Raw genomic sequence first — 19,055 nt, forward strand, 5'->3', positions numbered from 1 at the left:
CGCGTTGGCCGCCCCGCGTGGCCTAGGCTCTTTGTTCATGAGTGAAGTTTTGGGTTTGGCCGGTGTCAGCGTGGTCCGCGGCACTAAGACGTTGTTGGATTCCGTCGACTGGCGGGTTGCCGAAGGCGAACGCTGGGTGGTCCTTGGACCCAACGGCGCGGGCAAGAGCACGCTGCTGCAAATTGCCGGTGCGCGCATGCACCCCACCCGCGGAGTTGCCGGGATCCTCGACGAAGTCCTTGGCGCCGTCGACGTCTTCGAGCTGCGTCCCCGGATCGGCCTGGCGTCCGCCACGCTGGCCAATCAGATCCCCTGGAACGAGAAGGTCCTCAACGTTGTGGTGACCGCCTCCTACGGCGTCACGGGCCGCTGGCGTGAGCAGTACGATCGCGACGACGAACGCCGCGCCTTCCACCTGCTCGAGGACTGGGGCATGTCCACGTTCATGAACCGCACGTTCGTCTCGCTCAGCGAGGGGGAGCGCAAGCGCGTCCAGATCGCCCGCGCCTTGATGAGCGACCCCGAACTGCTGCTGCTCGACGAGCCCGGCGCCGGGCTTGACCTGGCCGGCCGCGAGGACCTGGTGCGCCGCCTGAGCGAACTGGCCGCCGATCCCATGGCGCCGAGCACCGTGCTGGTCACGCACCACCTGGAGGAAGTGCCCCCCGGCTTCACGCACGCCTTGCTGCTGCGCGACGGCGGCGTGGTGGCCCAGGGACCCATCGAGGACGTCTTGACCGAGGAACACCTAAGCACCACGTTCGGCCTGCCGCTTTCGGTGACGAACAACGCCGGCCGCTACGCGGCAACCGCCCGCCACTAAGCACCTGTGATCATCCATCTGCAGGACTCCGCCGACCCCCGCGTCGACGACTACACCTCCCTGACCGACACCCAGCTCCGCAAGGTCCGGGAACCGGCCGAGGGCATGTACATCGCCGAGAGCTCCCGCGTGCTGCGCCGGGCACTCGACGCCGGCCACCGGCCGCGGTCCTTCTTCATGGCGGAGAAATGGCTGCCCGAGCTGGCTGACGTGATCGACGCCCACCCGGATGTCCCCGTGTTTGTCGGCACCGCGGCCATGCTCGAGGAGATTACCGGCTTCCACCTGCACCGCGGCGCCATGGCGGCCATGCACCGCCCGGCCCCGGCCGACATTTCCGCCTTGCTGGCGGGAGCCAGCCGGGTGGCGGTGCTGGAGGACATTGTGGACCACACCAACATTGGCGCCATCTTCCGCTCCGCCGCGGCACTGGGCGTGGATGCCGTCCTGGTCAGCCCGCGCTGCGGGGACCCGCTGTACCGCCGCAGCATCCGGGTGAGCATGGGCACCGTGTTCCAGGTGCCGTGGGCGCGGCTGCCGGAATGGCCCGAGGGCATGGCCTTGCTTGAAGAGGCCGGATTTGCGACGGCGGCGCTGGCCCTGGAGCCGGATTCGCTGACCATCACCGAACTGGCCGCCCGCAATGACGAGAAGCTGGCGTTGATCCTGGGCACCGAGGGCGACGGCCTGAGCCCGGCAACCCTGGCCCGCGCGGGCGATTCGGTCATGATTCCCATGTATGCCGGCGTTGACTCGCTCAACGTCGCCGCCGCCAGCGCAGTCGCCTTTTTCGCCACCCAGAAGACCGCCCCGGCCTAACAGCGGCCTCCCAAGGGGCCGGGGTAGGCTGACACCATGAAAATTGGTGACGTTGTTGCAGACTTTGAACTGCCGGACCAGCACGGCAACCCCCGCACGCTTTCGGCCCTGGCCGCCAACGGACCGTTGGTGATCTTCTTCTACCCGCTGGCCAGCAGCGGCGGCTGCACCAAGGAGGCCTGCCACTTCCGCGACCTGGAGAAGGAATTCGCCGCAGCCGGGGCCTCCCTGGTTGGCATCAGCACCGATTCCCCGGCCAAACAGCTCGCCTTCGCCACCGAAAACCACTTCGACTACCCGCTGCTGAGCGATGCCAAGGGGGCCGTTGCGGACCAGTTTGGGGTCCGCCGGCACCTGCTGGCCAAGACGCTTCCCACCAAGCGGGCAACGTTCATCGTTGACTCGTCCCTGACGGTGCGATTCCAGGTCAGCAGCGAAACCAACATGGACGTCCACGCCGACAATGCGCTGGCGGCCCTGGCCACGTTGGCCTGACGCGCCGGAACGGCGGCCCGGCTTGGTTAAAACGGTGCGGAACCGGTAAAGTTTGTAGCTGGCCCGCGTGGCCATAACATTCATCAGCCTGGCAAAAACCAGGCGATCACACTTTAGAGGTAAACCGTGAAGCAGAACACCCACCCCAAGTATGCCGCCATCGTTTTCAACGACCTGGCCTCGGGTACCAAGTTCCTGACGCGCTCCACCGCGACGTCAAGCAAGACCATCGAGTGGGAAGACGGCAACACCTACCCCGTGATCGACGTTGAAATCTCCTCCGAGTCGCACCCGTTCTACACGGGCAAGCAGCGCATCATGGACAGCGCCGGTCGCGTGGAGCGCTTCAACGCCCGCTTCGCAGGCTTCGGCAAGAAGTAATACTTCTTTCCACCAGTTTTACGCTCAGCGGTCCGTTCCTTCGGGGGCGGGCCGCTGTTGTTTAACCCTGGCGGGTTGCGCGCGACTTTGCCTAAGTCCCGCCCTGTTGAAAGACTGAAACCATGGCACATACCTTGCATGGCGAATACAAAGTCCACGGCGGCAAACTCGTGGTGGTCGACCTCGCGGTGACGGACGGCCGGCTGGCCGAGGTTTCCGTCAGCGGCGACTTCTTCCTGGAACCCGATGAGGCCCTCGATGACATCAACGCGGCTCTGACGGGCCTCTCCAGCGACCTTCCGGCGGCCGAGCTGGCCGCCGCCATCACGGCCGGCCTGCCCGACGGCGTCGTCCTGTTTGGCTTCTCCGCCCAGGCCGTTGCCGTGGCCGTGCGCCGCGCCCTGGCGAAAGCCACGAGCTGGCACGACCACGAGTGGGACATCATCGCCCCCACCGTCCTGCCCACCGCCGTCAACGTGGCCCTCGACGAGGTGCTCACGGAAGAAGTGGGCGCGGGGCGGCGCAACCCCACGCTGCGTTTTTGGGACTGGGACGAACCCTCCGTGGTGATTGGCAGCTTCCAGTCGGTGCGCAACGAACTGGAACCGGCCGGCGTCGAAAAGTACGGCATCAACGTGGTGCGCCGGATCAGCGGCGGCGGGGCCATGTTCATGGAGGCCGGCAACTGCATCACCTACTCCCTCTACCTGCCGCAGTCCCTGGTGGACGGGTTGACGTTCGAGGATTCCTACAAGTTCCTGGACAGCTGGGTCATGGCCGCCCTTGAGTCCGTGGGCGTGCAGGCGTTCTATGTGCCGCTGAACGACATTGCCACGGACCAGGGCAAGATTGGCGGGGCCGCGCAGAAACGGCTCAGCAACGGCGGCATGCTCCACCACGTGACCATGAGCTACGACATCGACGCCGACAAGATGGTCCAGGTGCTGCGCATCGGCAAGGAGAAGCTCTCCGACAAGGGCACCCGGTCCGCCAAGAAGCGCGTGGACCCGCTGCGCCGCCAAACGGGGTTGGGCCGGGGCGAGCTGCTGGCCCACATGATGGCGACGTTCGCGGACCGCTACGACGCCAAGGCCTCGTTCCTCACGGCGGCGGAGCTGGCCGAGGCGGAGCGCCGCGTGGACGCAAAGTTTGGCACCGACGCCTGGCTCAACAGGATCCCGTAACGGCAGGGAGGCGCCGGAAGCAGGCCCGGCGCCTCCCCATTCACGGCACCTATGGTTAGGGACGCCCCAGCTCAGCCACAGCCCTGAGGATCCACGTCCGGAACTCCACCGCGAAATGCTCCAGGTGCTGCCGGATCACGTCCTGCCCGCAGGCGGCCGGCAAGGTTACCGACAGCGTCGCGGTGAAGCCGTTGGCTTCCTCGTCGAAAACGTTCTCGATCGTGCCCACCAAGGTGCCGTCCGCGAGGAGCATCTGGGATCGGCGGCCGGCCGGCTTCGCGCCGGCGTCGGAAGGCGCCTGTGCCACCACGCTGTCATCCCACTCGCGCATGAAGAACGAGCAGACATACTCCCCGAGGGTCTCGACGATGTTGACGTTCTGTCCAGGCTGCGCGTGGATCGAGTAGTGCTCCGGATGCCCGGCCAGCATGACGTCGTTGCGGCCGAAGGCGCGACCGAGCCACCCTGTGAACTGGGCCGCCGTGATGCCGTGCGCACTCAGCCGCGTGGTGCCGGCAATCTCCTGGCCGCCGGAGCGTTCGACGCCGTTCCGAAGGAAGGCGTCGCCGGCCGCGATCTCCTCGTCCAGGAGCACCAGGAGGCGTTCGCGTCCGAGTTTTCCCTTGAGTAATCCCAGTGCCCTGCGGGCCGAGAACAGTTCGAAGCCGTCGATGCTTGCATCGGCGTCCTCTCCTTCCAGGCGCACCCAGTGCTCAGGGGTGGATTCCGCGGGCGCGTTAGTGCCGGTGGTCATGGTGTTCGGTTCGTCCTGCGAGTGGTTCGGCTGCGGCTCGAGGTTGTGGATGGGCAGTTGCAGGTAGGAGGCGTGCCGTCCGCCGGTGTGGATGATGTGCCTGCCGCTGTTGACTCCCACGTATTCACGGATGCCGGGCATCAGGGTTCCGAGCAGGTTCCGGGAGCTGACGATGAAACGCAGTTGTTCACCCGGGTGGAACGCGAGACCCATGGGGAGCAAGTCGATTTCGATCTCGACGATCTCGCCCGGAGTGAGCTTTTCAATCCGGTCAAAGCTGTGCGCGGGAACGTCGTCGCTGGAGAGTGCCCCGTCCAGCTTGCGCGCCGACACGCGGAGCCGCCCGTCGGATCCCTTGTACCGCAGGATGCTCGCGCCGTGATCGGTGAGGTCGTGCGCCGTCGCGCTGTGGTTGGGGACGGTGAAAGCCTGCAGCGGGGTGCCGTGGGCGTCGAGCTTTTGCACCAGGACGAACAGGTCCATGTCGTCGGCGCCGTCGGCCTCGACCCAGAGGCGTGCCTTCGGGTAGCCGACCATCACGGTTTCCTGATCGAAGCGGGCCAGGAACGAGACCGCGTTCGGGTTGGCGGTCACGGCGTAGCCGGCCTGGGCCGCCCCGGCAGGCGTCTCGGTGGTCAGGGTGCGGGTGCGGGCGTCCAGGTAGAACTTCGTGGACACCACCTCCTGTGGCGGAAATGCGTCCGCGGCCACTCCGGTCCGGTCGCCGCCCGCGAGGTCCAGGACTGAGTAGCGGACACGTGGCGTGGCTTCCCAGCCGTTGTCCGCATCCTTCAGGTAGCGGTCAAAGAACATGCGCAGCTCCGCCACATTGGCTTCGTCGTAGTAGTCCGGCCATTCCTGCCCATTGTGGATCCGCAGCCATTTCTCCTCCGACGCGATCCGGCGCCAGGCCCGGAACGTGCCCGCCGTATGGAGCGTGTTCGAGTAGCTGGCCACGATGTATGCCGGGACGGTGATGCGGTCAAAGGCGGGGATCTTGTTTTCCCACAACCCGGTCATCAGGGGGTAGCGCTCGGCCTCGGCAAGGATGTCTTCCTTCCGGTTCCTGCCGAAGAAGCTGCCGTCCTGCAGTTGCGCGGCAAATCCGGTGTCGGGCATGCCGCCGCGCATCACCAGGTCACGGTAGACGTCGCTCACGCCCTCCCACGGGTTGATCGCCGCCAGGTGGGGTGGCTGTTCGGCGGCCGTGAACCATTGGGAAACGGCCAGATAGGATGTTCCGCTCATGCCGACCTTGCCGGTGCACCACGGCTGTTCGGCAAGCCACTCGATCAGGTCGTAGCAGTCAAGACCCTCCTGGCGGTCCCAGAGTACGCTGTCGCCGCCGGAGTCGACGACGCCGCGGATATCAGGGTTGCAGATCGCGTACCCTTGCGCGCACCAGTAGGCCGGATCCGGGGCCTCGAACTTTTCCAGGCCCGAAACGACGCCGTTGTCCAGGCCCACAAGACCGAAGACACCCATCACGCTGGCGGAGGTGCCCTGGCCCTTGCCGTACGGGCTCCACGCCACGATGACCGGCACCTGTTCAACTCCGGTCGGGCGGAACACATCGACGTGGATCCTCACACCGTCCCGCAACCGGACGGCAACATCCTTTTCAAACACCATCCCCACCGGCAGGGGACGGAATTGCGGGGCTGTCTGGAAGCCCGGCTCCAGGGTTCGGGTGCCCGGATCGAAGCCGGTCAACAGGCCGGTCCGGGCAGCCGGCAACGGATGGGACGGGACAAATATCTTCTGGTCTTCGCTCATGACGGACTCCTCTTGGCTCGTACCCGGGGTCAATACCTCGTTCGAAGCGAGCGTACGCCGCACCAGGGCATTAAATCAACAGGCGTTGAGAAAATGCCCGGCACGGACTAGATTTGAGGCATGAGGATCAAGGACGACACCGTACACAAGGCGCGCCGAGGGCGGCGGCCGGGACCGTCGAACACCCGCCAGGACATACTCGAGGCCGCCCGTACCCGTTTTGCGAACGACGGCTTTGCCGCCACCACGATTCGGCTCGTCGCCGCCGACGCCTCAGTCGACGCCTCCCAGGTGATGCAGTTCTACCGCTCCAAGGACGAGCTCTTCGCCGCGGTCATGGCCATTCCGCCCGAGGCACTTGCGCAGTTCGACACGGCCTTCGAAGGGCCCGACGACGACCTGGGGGAGCGGGTGGTTCGAGCCTACCTGAGCGCGTGGGAGGGCACGCACGAGGCATCCGAGCCGCTCATGGCCATGTTGCGCGGCGCGATCGTCAATGAGAGCGCCGCCGAGCAACTGCGCAGCTTTATCCAGTCCCGACTCCTCGAGGGAACCCGCGAACGCACGGATACGGACGCAGCGCTGCGGGCGGGCATCGCCTCGGCCATGCTCGTCGGGGTCGTGACAAGCCGGCAGATCATCGGCGTGCCCGTACTTCACACGGCCGAAACCGAGGAATTGGTCGCCGTGCTTGCCCCGGCCATCCAGCAGGTGCTGGTGCCGCAGAAACAGCCTTGACCCCGGCCGGAAGCCGGGGTCAAGGAAGTTAGAGCTGCCCGGCCCCTGCCGCCTGCGCGCGCAGGGACCGCACCAGGTGGTCGCGCTGCTCCACCACAAGCCGGCGCAGGCCCCTCGCTGCATCGGCATGCCCGGCCAGCCAGGCATCAGCCCGCACCACCACCGGGTGGTCCACCGGATCGGCACCGGCTGCGGCGTCCTGGTGGGCGGGGAACAGGCCTCGCACTATGCGTCCGGCAATCTCGATGCTGCGTTGCGCCCAGATCGTGTCGATCACGGCGAAGTACGGCTCAACGTAGGCGTCGAGGAGCTCGTGGCCGCCCATCATGAAGCCGTCGATCGTGGCCGAGAGCAGTTCATTGGTCAGCTCGGTACCGTCCACGGCATCCGCCCAGGCCGTGGCCTTGACGCCGGCCTCCGGGAACGCCGCTCCAGCGGTCAACCTGCCCACCCGGGTCTGGGCCGTGGTTGCCGCTGCCAGTTCCGCGTCCAGCTCGGCTTCCGTGGCCATGCCGCGCGCGGCCAGTGCCTGCCAGAGTAGCCAGCGCAGTTCGCTGTCAACGCTCAAGCCGGCAGGCACGTCGACGCCGTCCAGGAGTGCGCGGATCCGTGCGGCGGGAGCGTCGGAGCCCCGGCCCAGGGCCGCAAACGTCCGGGCCCACACCAGTTGTTCGTCGCTTCCTGGTACCGCGGCGTCAAGATGGCGTTCGACGGCGGCCCGGAGCGCTGCGCCCAGCTCACCGCGGGCGGCGGGCGGGCAGAAGTCGGAGAGGGCGTGGCGGGCGTTGTCCGCCAGCGACTGGAGCAGGGCGATGTCTGCTTCGCCGGCCGCGTGGTCGCACACGGCCTGGACATAAAGGTTGGCGGGCAGGACGGCGTCGCGGACGGCGTTCCACAGCGAGGACCAGACCAGGCTGCGCGCCAGGGGATCCTCGATCCTGCCCAGCGAGGCCAGGGCCGTGGTGAGGGAGACCTCGTCCAGGCGGACCTTGGCGTAGCTGTAGTCACGGTCGTTGACCACGGCCAGCGCCGGGACGGGGAGCCCGGCAAGTTCGGCCACCACCGTCACGGCCCCTGCCACATCGATCGTGACGGAGTGCGTGCGCACCAGCCGCCCGGCGTCGTCGTGGTTGAACAGGCCCACGGCCAAACGGTGGGGGCGCAGGGCCGGCTTCCCCGTGACCGGGTCCACGGCCTCCTGGGTGATGGTGAATTCGGCGATGGAGCCGTCCGTGGTGGTGATGGTCGGGGTGAGCGTGGAGATGCCGGCGGTCTGGAGCCATTGGGCGGCCCAGGCGGCCAGGTCCCGGCCGGAGGCCGTGCTGAGCGGGACCAGGAGGTCGCCGAGTGAGGTGTTGGAGAATTCGTGGGCGCGGAAGTAGTCGCGGGCGCCGGCCATGAACGCATCCTGGCCCACATACGCCACCAACTGTTTGAGCACCGAGGCGCCCTTGGCGTAGGTGATGCCGTCAAAGTTCTGCTTGGCGGCCTCAAGGTTGGGAATGTCGGCGACGATCGGGTGCGTGGTGGGCAGCTGGTCCTGCAGATAGGCCCAGGTCTTGCGGCGGCTGGCAAAGAGCGTCCAGGACTTCTCGCCCCACGGCGTCGCCTCGGCCACGGCCAGGTGTCCCATGAAGTCGGCAAAGGACTCCTTGAGCCACAGATCGTCCCACCAGCTCATGGTCACGAGGTCGCCAAACCACATGTGCGCCATCTCGTGCATGATGGTGTTGGCCCGCTGCTGGTACTGGGTGTCCGTGGCGCGGGACGCGTAAATGTACGATTCCGTGAATGTCACGAGGCCCGGATTCTCCATGGCGCCCAGGTTGTATTCGGGCACGAACGCCTGGTCGTACTTGCCAAACGGGTACGGGTAGTCGAAGAGCTCGTTGAAGTACTCCAGGCCGGCCTTGGTGACGGCGAAGATCGGCTCGGTGTCAAAGGCCTCCGCCAGGGACGCCCGGCAGTACGCCGCCAGCGGGATCTCCAGGACCGTGCCGGCGTGGCTGCTGTCGGCACCGTACGTCATGGTGAAGGAGTCCTCGGCCTTGAAGTAGGGGCCGGCCAGGATGGTGGTGATGTAGGTGGAGATGGGAAGCGTGGGGGCAAAGTCCCAGCATCCGGTGACGGCCGTGCCACCGACGTCCGTCGCGACGCCGGCGTAGCCGGTCACGGCCTGGTTTGACGCGACCTCCCACCCGGCGGGAGCGGTGACGTGGAAGGTGAACACGGCCTTCAGGTCGGGCTGTTCAAAGTTGGCGAACACGCGGCGGGCATCGGCCGGCTCATATTGCGTGTACGTGTACACCCGGCCGTCGGCCGGATCCTGGAACCTGTGCAGGCCTTCGCCGCTGCGCGAGTACGCGGCCGTCGCCTTGACGGTGACCTCGTTCTCCAACGCAAGGTTGGGCAGGTGGATGCGGGCGTCGTCCACCACGGCCGCCACGTCAAGGGCGACGCCGTTGAGCACCACGGATTCCACGCCGAGGCCGATGAAGTCCAGGAACGTCGAGGCTCCGGCGGTTGCGGCACTGAAGGTGATGGTGCTTTGGGTGGCGAAACCGGGGGCGGACAGCTCGGCGGCATTGCCGACGTCGACGCGGACATCGTAGTGGTGGACAGTGATCACTTGTTTGCGCGCGGCTGCTTCGGCACGGCTCAGGTTGGAATTTGACACCGTTTCATTCAATCACGGACGCCCCTTCCGTGCCGCCCGGCCCCGATGCCGGGCCGAGCCGGAGCCCGGAGCCGATCCGGATGCCGCGTTACGCCGACATCAGGTGGACGGCGCCCAGGGCAAGCGCGGCAATGAGCGCCCAGGCGCACAGGGCCATGACGGTGGCGCGCAGGCCCGTGCGCAGCAGTTCGCGGACCCGCACCGAGGAGCCCAGGCCAAACAGTGCCGCGCCGAGGGCGATGTCCTGTGCCGTGGAGCCGGCTGCGACCGCGCCGGCAGGCAGCCAGCCGGTGGTGCGCAGCACGATCATGGCGAGGAAGCCGATCACAAAGAGCGGCACGATGGGCGGAAACTTCGTCTTTGCATCCGTGGCGGCACCGTTTTGGGCGGTGGCGGCCGCGGCGAGCCGGGTGTGGCGGCGCCGTTCGATCCCGCCCACGACCCCCACGATGGGGGCCAGCAGCACCACGCGGGTGAGCTTGATGATGATGGCCGCGCTGAGCGCCACGGTGCCGGCGGTCTGTGCCGTCGCCACGACCTGGCCGACGTCGTGCACTCCGGCGCCGACCCATTGGCCGAACTGCAGGGCCGACAGTCCCAGCGGGTACATGAGCAGGGGGAGCACCCCGATGGCGAGCGTGCCGCACAGGGTGACGAGCGCCGTCGGAAGTACGGTGTCGCTTTGCTTGGTGCCTTTCACGGCGGCCATGGCGCCGATTGCGGAGGCTCCGCAGATGGAAAAGCCGGTGGCAATCAGCAGGGGAGTGTCGCCGTCGAGCCTGAACAGCTTGCCGAGGGCATAGGTGCCGGCAAAGCTCAGCAGGACCACGCCGACTACGAGTGCCACCGTGACCCAGCCGAGGGCCGCGATGTCACCGAGGCTCAGTTTCAGGCCCAGGAACACGATGCCTACGCGCATCAGGTGCTTGCCGGCGAAGCTCAACCCGGCCCGCAGCGGGCCGTCGCACAGGGCTGAGGTGCCGGGCAGGTTCACCGCCGCGATGCCCAGCACGACGGCGATGGTCATGGCCGGGAGCACGGGCACCACCTGGTGCACCAGCAGCGCGATTCCGGTGGCGGCCAGTGCCGCGGCCAGGCCCGGAACCAGGGGGCGGGTACGGGTGCGCCAGCCGGGCTTGGCGGGCGCTCCGGCCGTTACCACGGGCTCGGCTTGTAGTCCTTGAGGAACACCCCGTATTGGTCCTCACCGGATTCGCCCATGACGATGGGGTCATAGACACGCGCGGCGCCGTCCACCAGGTCCAGGGGGGCGTGGAAGCCCTCCTCGGCCAGGCGGATCTTGGTGAAGTGCGGACGCTCGTCGGTGATCCAGCCGGTGTCGACGGCGGTCATGAGGATGCGGTCCTTTTCCAGCATTTCGGAGGCACTGGTGCGGGTCAGCATGTTCAGGGCCGCCTTGGCCATGTTGGTGTGCGGGTGGCCGGGGCCCTTGTAGGCCCGCGAGAACTGGCCCTCCATGGCGGAAACGTTCACGATGTACTTCCGGTGCGCGTCCGAGGCGGCCATCGCGGGACGCAGCCGGGACACCAGGAGGAACGGTGCCGTGACATTGCACAGCTGCACTTCCAACATTTCCAGCGGGTCGACCTGCTCCACCACCTGGGTCCAGCTGTTGATGGTGGCGACGTCGGGCACCAGGCCGCCGGCGTCGATGGCCGTCCCCGCAACAACGCGTTCCAGCGATGCCGAACCCATGGACAGGGCCAGTGCCGCGATTTCGTCGCCCCCCAGCTGCGGGTGCTCGGACATTTGGCTGGCCAGCGCGAGCGGGTGCTTGTCGTGGGCGTGGCCAAAGGTGAGCAGTTCCGGCATGGGTGTGTCGGTGGGCAGCGCCTCCAGCTCGGCGTCCACCAGGGGCTTGTAGGCGTTGCCCGAGCGGCGCACGGTCTGGGCGGCATTGTTGATGATGATGTCCAGCGGGCCGGCTTCGTTCAGGGAATCGGTCAGGGCGATGACCTGGGCGGGGTCGCGCAGGTCGATGCCCACGATCCTCAGCCGGTGCAGCCAGTCGGCACTGTCCTCCATGGCGGCGAAACGGCGGGCCGCATCCTTGGGGAAGCGCGTGGTGATGGTGGTGTGGGCGCCGTCCCGGAGCAGGCGCAGCGCAATGTACATGCCGATCTTGGCACGGCCACCGGTCAGAAGTGCGCGTTTGCCGCTCAGGTCCGTGCGGGCGTCCCGCTTGGAGTGGTTGAACGCGGCGCATTCGGGGCAGAGCTGGTGGTAGAAGGCGTCGACCTGCGTGTAGTGCTGCTTGCAGATGTAGCACGGGCGGGAACGCTGCAGCGTTCCCGCCATCTTGCCGGTGGTCGACGTTGTCAACTTATTGCCACGGGTTTCATCATCAATGCGGTCCGGGGCCGCCGTGGCGGTTTTAGCAATTACCGCCCGGTCCGCCTCATTAATGGCATCCCTTTTAGATGTTCTACGGTGCCTTTTGACCGCCTTGAACATTTTTCCCGTAGCACGACGAACTTTTACGTAGTCTTCGTTTTCTTCGTCATAAATATGAATATTTTCCAAAACTTTGATGCAATTTTGGATTTCTTCCGGAGTCAGGTCAGCTGCAGTCACCCACCAATTTTAGCGCCCTTTGACCCGGTCGCCGACGCCATGGCCTCCAACTGGTTGTCAACCACCAGATCCACGGTGTCCTGGGAGACCCGGTCGGCGTCGATGGCCAGTTGCAGGGCCTCCGGAAGCTCCGCCGCCGCGGTTGCGGCAAGCGCCCTCTCGGCGGCGTCGGGAACCGGCACCACCTGGCCCTTGCTCAGCACGGTGAGCCCGGATTCGGTGATGGTGAAGCCGCGTGCCCGGTCCAGCTCGGGATCCACGCCGATCGTTGCGCCGGCGGGAATCCGGACGTTCTTGTCGATGATGGCCCGCTTGACCACGGCGCCGGCCCCCACGACCACCTTGTCCATGATCACCGACTCCATGACGCGGGCGCCGGTGCCCACGTAGACGTCGTTGGAGAGGACCGAGCTTTCCACCACGCCGCCGGAGATGACGACGCCGGCCGCAACGATTGAATCCAGTGCTGTTCCGATCGAGTTGTGGTCGCCGCGGACGAACTTCGCCGGCGGGGAAACGGTGCCGCGGGTGTAGATGGGCCATGCGCGGTTGTAGAGGTTGAAGATCGGCATGGGGGAGATCAGGTCCATGTGGGCGTCGTAGTACGAATCGATCGTCCCCACATCCCGCCAATAGGTGCGGTCGCGATCCGTGGCGTCCGGGATGTCATTGGTGCTGAAATCGTAGACGAACGCCTCATCGCGGTTCACGAAGTAGGGGATGATGTCCCCACCCATGTCGTTCTTCGTATCAACCTTGGACGCGTCCCGCTCCAGGGCTTCCACGAGTGCATCGGCGTCAAAGACGTAGTTGCCCATGGAGGCCAGGAACTGGTCCGGCGCATCCGGAAGACCCGGCGTGGAGCTCGGCTTTTCAACGAACGCCGAAATCTTGTGGGCCCCCGTCACACCGGTATCGATGGACGTGTCCACCTCGATGACGCCGAACTGGTCGGCCATCTCCAAGGGCTGGCGGACCGCGGCAACCGTGGCCCGGGCGCCCGACTTGATGTGGCTCTGAACCATCTGCTCGAAGTCCATGCGGTAGACGTGGTCAGCTCCGACCACCACCACAATGTCCGGCTCGGCATCGTTGATCAGGTTCATGGACTGGTAGATGGCGTTGGCGCTGCCAAGGAACCAGCTCTTGCCACGGCGCTGCTGTGCCGGTACCGTGGCGACATAGTTACCCAGGTTCTCGGACATCCGCCACGTTTCGGAGATGTGCCGGTCCAGGCTGTGTGACTTGTATTGCGTCAACACCACAATTTTAAGATATCCCGAGTTGACAAGGTTTGACACAGCAAAGTCCACAAGTCTAAATCCGGCGAACGGAACCGCCGGTTTGGCCCGGTCTGCTGTCAAGGGCATCAATCGTTTGCCCTCGCCGCCTGCCAATACAATCGCAAGAACCTTCTTGACGGACATGTGACAACCTCCCACACCTAAAATGTTGCAAAGAATAACCCCCGTGACCGGGTAGAACACCTTCACAGTAGAACAATGTGACCGAACAGACTACTTTGAGAGGGTGCGTATCGATATTGTGACAAAAGAATTTCCGCCCGAGATATACGGTGGTGCCGGCGTGCATGTCGCCGAGCTCAGCCGCGTCTTGGCACAGAAGGTTGATTTGCGGGTCCACGCCTTTGGCGCGGACCGCGATCCTGAGTTCCACGGGGCGTCTGTTACGTCCTATGGAAACCTCCCGCAACTGGACGGGGCCAATGCCGCGTTGCAGACGTTGGGGGTTGACCTTCAGATTGTGCCGGACGTTGCCGGGGCCAGCCTGGTCCACTCCCACACCTGGTACGCGAATATGGCGGGCCACCTCGCCTCGCTGTTGCACGGGATTCCCCATGTGCTCAGCGCCCATAGCCTGGAGCCGTTGCGGCCCTGGAAGGCCGAACAGCTCGGCGGCGGCTATGCGTTGTCGTCCTGGGTCGAGAAGACCTCCTATGAAGCCGCGGCCGCAATCATCGCCGTTTCGGACGGCATGCGCCAGGACATCCTGCGCAGCTACCCGGACGTTGACCCGGAAAAGGTCAAGGTCATCCACAACGGCATCGACGTGTCCTTGTGGCAGCGGGACGAGAACGTCGACGTCGTCCGTTCCCTGGGGATCGATCCCGACCGTCCCAGCGTGGTGTGGGTTGGCCGGGTGACCCGGCAAAAGGGCGTGCCCTACCTGTTGAAGGCCGCCGCCGCCCTGCCGCCCGAGGTGCAACTGATCCTGTGTGCCGGTGCGGCGGACACTCCCGAGCTCGGTGCGGAGGTCAATGCCCTGATCGAGGGGTTGAAGGCCCAGCGTGACGGCGTCGTCGTCATTGAACGGATGCTGCCGCGCAACGAGCTGATCCAGGTACTCAGCCATGCCACCGTTTTCGCCTGCCCCTCCATTTACGAACCGTTGGGAATCGTCAACCTGGAGGCCATGGCCTGTGGTGCCGCCGTCGTGGCCAGCGCCACCGGCGGCATCCCCGAGGTGATTGCCCACGGGGAGACCGGCCTGCTGGTGCCGTTGGAACAGGTTTCGGACGGCACGGGGACCCCGTTGGACCCGGAGAAGTTCGTCGCCGACTTTGCCGCCGCGTTGATCGAGGTTGTTTCCGATCCCGGCCGGGCACGCGCCATGGGGGAGAAGGGCCGCATTCGCGCCCAGGACCACTTCTCCTGGGAGTCGATCGTGGAGCAGACCCTCGACGTCTACCGCAGCGTTCTCCCGCAATAGTCCCACCGGCGCATGGCCTTGAACGGGTCTTGCGCCCAGCCTCATGCGAGGTTCCCCACTGCAAGCAACGGAGTGTCCCGGTCCCAACGGACCGGGCACTCCGTCCTATTTCCGGCCACGAGCGGCGGCCCTAGCGCAGGAGCCGTTCCAGCTCCGCCCCGGCTTCCCTGCTCCCGGCGTCGGAGAGCCGCTGGAGCTCGCGCAGATCCCGGTTTTCCACGGCCCGGCGGGTCAGCAGGCGGCCCGCGTGCTCGCTGCCCTCATCGAGCAGCCCGGACAACCCGTCCAGATCCCCGCGGGAGTCGGCAAGGTCGGCGAGCCTGTCCAACGCGGCCTCGTTGCCCTCATCCGCCAGTTCGCGGAGGGTGTCCTCGTCAAATCCATGCTCACTCATATGACCATCCTGCAGCCTTGACCTTGGGGCAAGGTCAAGGGCCATAATCAATCATGATCACCATCGGGCAACTCGCGCGGCAGGCGGGTGTGTCCACCAAGACCATTCGCGTCTACCATGCCAAGGGCCTGCTGGCCGAGCCGGATCGGGACGCCTCCGGCTACCGCCGCTACGACGCGCAGGCGATCATCGACGTGGCCCGCATCCGTACCCTTGCCCAGGCCGGCGTGCCGTTGGCCCGCATCCCGGACATATTGAACGCGGACGCCGGCGAGGCCGCGAAACAAATCGAGAAGATCGATGCCGAACTGCGCCTTCGCATTCGCGAGCTCCGGGACCGCCGGGTTCGGCTTCAGCAACTCAACCGGCCCGACACGCTGTGCCTGCCGCCCGAGGCCATCGAATACATGGACCGATTTCACGAACTCGGGCTGAGCGACCAGCACGAGCGCGCGACCCGGGACGGCTGGATTCTTGCCTACACGCTGGCCCCCGAACTCACCCGCGCGATCCTGCCGTCAAGGCGGGCATTGCTCGATCATGACGAATACCTCGCGGTCCTGCACGCCTACGACGGTGCCCTCGACTGGAGTCCCGACGGTCCCCGGCTCGGCGCGATCGCCGAAGCGGCCGCAAAGGTTGCGCGGCACATGAGCATGCCGTCCGACCTCCCCGCATTCAAGAACGTCCCGCGCGAAACCCTGGAGCTGCTCACCGGCCACGGCGGAATCGTCAGTCCGGCGTGGCAGCGCATCGACCTCCTCGTCACGCGACTGCTCACGCCCGCTACTTAAGCGACGGCGGCGGCACCCGACAATGGGTGCCGCCGCCGCTCAAACCATGGGCCGGATGATTATCGGTTACTTGCCCGCGTGCGCCCTTGCCTTGTGGATCATGACCTTCTCATCCATCGGCGCGTCCTTGCTGGCCCGCAGCGTGCGGTAGTAGTCCCGGGCCTCGTCCTGGCGTTCACGCTCGATGCCCGTGGCAATGGTGGCCCGCAGGTGCTCGGGCCCGTAGCCAAACGCATCCACCAGGTCCAGGGCGTGCGGGCGCAGCTTGGCCAGCAACCGGTTGATGTAGGGCGACAGCGTCCGGGCGCGCTGCATGGAAATCCGGCCGTTCATCAGGTACCAGTCAAGGTGCTTTTCAATGAGCGAGAGCCCAAAGAGGTCGCGAAGGCGGGTCAGCACCTTTTTGGTGCCGGCGTCGTCAATGGCATGCAGGGCTTCCGTGAACGCCTCCCACTGCAGCAGCTCGGCGTGGGCGCGCGCGGCTTCGATGAGCTCGTTCTGGTGTGAGTTGAACACCTCGGCGCCCTTTTCCTTGGGCAGCTTCCCCGCACCCTTCAGGGAGCCGGCAACCTCCGTGACCATGGCCTGGACGCGTTCGGTGAGCATGTCCCGCTGGCTGGCCTCGTCCTTGAGCGCCTTGACGGACTTTTGCGCCGAGCCGGTGTCGGAGACGAACTGGGCCACCTGGCGCAGGCCCGTCTTGTTGAACGTGAGGTCGGTGGCCTGGCTGACGGCGAAGCGGGCCAGTACGCCGAAGTCCATGTGCCGGAATTCCTTGCCGTAGTCCGCCAGCAGCCGCTTGGCCACCAGTTGCAACAGCACGGTGTTGTCGCCCTCGAAGGTGGCGTACACGTCAAGGTCTGCACGCAGGGACGTGAAACGGTTCTCCACCATGAATCCGGCACCGCCGCACGCCTCCCGGCATTCCTGCAGCGTGTCCAGGGCGTGCCAGGTGGACAGCGACTTCAGGGCCGCCGCGAGCGTTTCCAGGTCCTGCCGGTCCGCGTCGGTGTCGTGCGCCCCGGAGAAGACGCCGTCGAACTTCTGCAGCAACTGCTCGTGGGCGAAGGCGGCCGCGTACGTCGTGGCCAGGCGCGGCAGCAGCCGGCGCTGGTGGCGCTGGTAGTCAAGCAGCACCACCTCTTCGGTGTCCGAGGCCGCATTGAACTGCCGGCGCTCCGACGCGTACTGGATGGCGATCTTCAGCGCCACCTTCGACGCCGCCACCGCGGCGCCGTCGAGCGACACCCGTCCCTGGACCAGGGTGCCGAGCATCGTGAAGAAGCGCCGGCCCGGGCTGGCGATGGGAGAGCTGTAGCTGCCGTCGGCCGCGACGTCGCCGTAGCGGTTGAGCAGGTTGGTCCGCGGAATCCGGACGTTGGCAAAGTGCAGGCGCCCGTTGTCGATCCCGTTCAGGCCGCCCTTGAGGTTGTCGTCCAGGCCACCCACGCCGGGCAGGAACTCCTTGGTGGCCGGGTCGCGCAGCTCCACGTAGAACGCGTGGACGCCGTGGTTGACTCCCCGGGTGATCAACTGGGCGAAGACTACTGCCGCCAGCCCGTCGACGGCCGCGTTGCCGATGAATTCCTTCCACGCGGCACGGAACGGGGTGTTGATGACGAACTCTTCCGAGGCCGGATCGTAGGTGGCTGTGGTGGCAATGGACGCCACATCCGAGCCGTGCCCGATCTCCGTCATGGCGAAGCAGCCCGGAATGTCAAGGCTCATGATGCCCGGCAGCCATTTGTCCTGGTGTTCGGGGGAGCCAAGGTGCATCACGGCGGAGCCGAAGAGCCCCCATTGCACGCCGGCCTTGATCTGCACGGACGGGTCCGCAATGACCAGTTCCTCGAATCCGGCAACGTTTCCGCCGTGGTCGTCGGTGCCGCCCAGCCGCGTCGGGAACGCCCGGTGCACCCCGTTTTGCTTCACCAGGTATTCCAGCTGGCCGTAAGCACGCAGGCGGTGTTCCGTGTGGGAAAGCCCCTCGATTTTGCGCAGCTCCGGCGCACCGGCGAGCGCGCGCGCCTGGATGCGGACCGCCGCCCATTTGCCAAGGAGGGCCTCGCCAAGCGCCGCTTGGTTCACAGTTGCGCCGTCGCCGTTGGTGGCTGGTGCTGCCGGGGTCAATACGTCAGTCATGAGATTCCTTCTACTTGCAGTGACAGGTTGGGGGAGGCGGCCGCGGTGACTTGGCGTCGCACGCCGTCAAAGAGCCAGGTGGAGATTTGTTCGGCCATGGCCAGGTGGTCGGGCTTGGCCGGCGACGGCGGGGTTTTCAACCACAGTTCGCCGGTGGTGCGGACCAGCCCGATGGCCGCGGTGGGCCAGTAGCCCAGCAGGGGGGATTCGGTGCCGCCCAGCAGGTCCCGCAGGGGGTCGGAGATCATGGCGGTCACGGCGTCGAAGAAGCCGCTGAGTTCACCGGTGGGCTGCGGGCTCGCGTCGCCTGGCGCGGTGACGAAGGTGTAGACGTTCGGGGAGGTCTCGGCCATTTGCAGGTAGGCCGTGACCATGTTGACAAGCCCCTCGCGCGGGGTCCGTGCGGTTTTTCCGGCCGCCAGGATGGTGTCCTGCATTTGGCCGATCACCACTTTGCCGACGGCTTGCTGCAGCCCGGCCTTGTCGCCAAAGTAGCGGTAGAACACGGATTTGGACGTGCCGGCGTTGGCCGCGATGTCCTCCATGGAGGCGTCGGCGCCCAGGTGGTGGATGGCCCGGCGGGTGGCCTTGATGAGCTCACGACGGCGTTGCTCCCGGTGGGTTTCCCAGCGTGCCGAACGCCCGTCGATCGTGGCGGTGGTGCCGCCGGGGCTGGTGGCGGGCGGGGGAGCGGGGTGCCCGGGTTGCGCTGTGTTCACGATACCCAGCGTATCAGGTACGCTGGGTATCAGT

The 19,055-nt window shown here is 66.2% G+C and carries 16 protein-coding genes; 8 read left to right on the forward strand and 8 right to left on the reverse strand.

What is annotated here, in order from left to right; all coding sequences use genetic code 11:
* Positions 1–37: 37 nt before the first annotated feature.
* From AL755_RS11590 to AL755_RS11610, 5 genes are all read left to right on the forward strand, one after another.
* The gene (locus AL755_RS11590) at positions 38–823 is read left to right on the forward strand and encodes an ABC transporter ATP-binding protein (protein ID WP_054011136.1); all 786 of its coding nucleotides are present in this window, start codon (positions 38–40) and stop codon (positions 821–823) included.
* A 6-nt stretch (positions 824–829) separates the two neighbouring features.
* Positions 830–1,642: a TrmH family RNA methyltransferase gene (locus AL755_RS11595; protein ID WP_054011137.1), complete on the forward strand. Its 813-nt coding sequence runs from the start codon at positions 830–832 to the stop codon at positions 1,640–1,642.
* 36 nt (positions 1,643–1,678) lie between these two features.
* Positions 1,679–2,137, forward strand: a complete 459-nt coding sequence (locus tag AL755_RS11600; protein WP_054011138.1) for a peroxiredoxin — start codon at positions 1,679–1,681, stop codon at positions 2,135–2,137.
* A gap of 126 nt (positions 2,138–2,263) precedes the next feature.
* Positions 2,264–2,518, forward strand: coding sequence for a type B 50S ribosomal protein L31 (locus AL755_RS11605; protein WP_054011139.1), 255 nt, complete (start codon positions 2,264–2,266; stop codon positions 2,516–2,518).
* A gap of 122 nt (positions 2,519–2,640) precedes the next feature.
* The gene (locus tag AL755_RS11610; protein WP_054011140.1) at positions 2,641–3,702 is read left to right on the forward strand and encodes a lipoate--protein ligase family protein; all 1,062 of its coding nucleotides are present in this window, start codon (positions 2,641–2,643) and stop codon (positions 3,700–3,702) included.
* 55 nt (positions 3,703–3,757) lie between these two features.
* On the opposite strand, the gene AL755_RS11615 is transcribed toward AL755_RS11610, so the two are convergent.
* Entirely contained in the window at positions 3,758–6,232 is a 2,475-nt protein-coding gene (locus AL755_RS11615; RefSeq protein WP_082369191.1) for a CocE/NonD family hydrolase, read from the reverse strand.
* A 120-nt stretch (positions 6,233–6,352) separates the two neighbouring features.
* Here AL755_RS11615 and AL755_RS11620 point away from each other — a divergent pair, with 120 nt between their 5' ends.
* Positions 6,353–6,970, forward strand: a complete 618-nt coding sequence (locus AL755_RS11620) for a TetR/AcrR family transcriptional regulator (RefSeq protein ID WP_054011141.1) — start codon at positions 6,353–6,355, stop codon at positions 6,968–6,970.
* 28 nt (positions 6,971–6,998) lie between these two features.
* On the opposite strand, the gene pepN is transcribed toward AL755_RS11620, so the two are convergent.
* The 4 genes from pepN to glgC all read right to left on the reverse strand — a co-directional run bounded on the left by pepN (position 6,999) and on the right by glgC (position 13,669).
* Positions 6,999–9,647, reverse strand: a complete 2,649-nt coding sequence (pepN, locus tag AL755_RS11625; RefSeq protein WP_054011142.1) for an aminopeptidase N — start codon at positions 9,645–9,647, stop codon at positions 6,999–7,001.
* Positions 9,648–9,735: 88 nt separating this feature from the next.
* Positions 9,736–10,809, reverse strand: a complete 1,074-nt coding sequence (locus AL755_RS11630; RefSeq protein WP_192841669.1) for a YeiH family protein — start codon at positions 10,807–10,809, stop codon at positions 9,736–9,738.
* Positions 10,803–12,242, reverse strand: a complete 1,440-nt coding sequence (locus tag AL755_RS11635; RefSeq protein ID WP_054011143.1) for an SDR family oxidoreductase — start codon at positions 12,240–12,242, stop codon at positions 10,803–10,805. Before AL755_RS11635 ends, AL755_RS11630 begins: the two co-directional genes overlap by 7 nt.
* Positions 12,239–13,669 carry a glucose-1-phosphate adenylyltransferase gene (glgC, locus tag AL755_RS11640; protein WP_054011144.1) on the reverse strand — a complete coding sequence of 477 codons (1,431 nt, stop codon included), beginning with the start codon at positions 13,667–13,669 and terminating at the stop codon, positions 12,239–12,241. Before glgC ends, AL755_RS11635 begins: the two co-directional genes overlap by 4 nt.
* A 103-nt stretch (positions 13,670–13,772) precedes the next feature.
* On the opposite strand from glgC, the gene glgA reads away from it, so the two are divergent.
* Positions 13,773–14,972, forward strand: coding sequence for a glycogen synthase (gene glgA, locus AL755_RS11645; protein ID WP_054011145.1), 1,200 nt, complete (start codon positions 13,773–13,775; stop codon positions 14,970–14,972).
* Between the two features lie 130 nt (positions 14,973–15,102).
* On the opposite strand, the gene AL755_RS11650 is transcribed toward glgA, so the two are convergent.
* On the reverse strand, positions 15,103–15,366 hold the full coding sequence (locus tag AL755_RS11650) for a hypothetical protein (RefSeq protein WP_054011146.1): 264 nt from the start codon (positions 15,364–15,366) through the stop codon (positions 15,103–15,105).
* A 53-nt stretch (positions 15,367–15,419) separates the two neighbouring features.
* Between AL755_RS11650 and AL755_RS11655 the strand changes: the two genes are divergently transcribed.
* Entirely contained in the window at positions 15,420–16,160 is a 741-nt protein-coding gene (locus tag AL755_RS11655; protein WP_054011147.1) for a MerR family transcriptional regulator, read from the forward strand.
* 66 nt (positions 16,161–16,226) lie between these two features.
* On the opposite strand, the gene AL755_RS11660 is transcribed toward AL755_RS11655, so the two are convergent.
* Both AL755_RS11660 and AL755_RS11665 read right to left on the reverse strand, forming a co-directional pair.
* A complete protein-coding gene (locus AL755_RS11660) occupies positions 16,227–18,302 on the reverse strand; it encodes an acyl-CoA dehydrogenase family protein (protein WP_054011148.1) in 2,076 nt (691 codons plus the stop codon).
* Complete coding sequence (locus tag AL755_RS11665) at positions 18,299–19,021, reverse strand: TetR/AcrR family transcriptional regulator (protein WP_237762670.1); 723 nt, start codon at positions 19,019–19,021, stop codon at positions 18,299–18,301. The genes AL755_RS11660 and AL755_RS11665 overlap by 4 nt, the downstream gene beginning before the upstream one ends.
* Positions 19,022–19,055 lie beyond the last annotated feature (34 nt).

Origin of the sequence: Arthrobacter sp. ERGS1:01 (genome assembly GCF_001281315.1) — a bacterium.
In the GTDB taxonomy this organism is placed as follows: domain Bacteria; phylum Actinomycetota; class Actinomycetes; order Actinomycetales; family Micrococcaceae; genus Specibacter.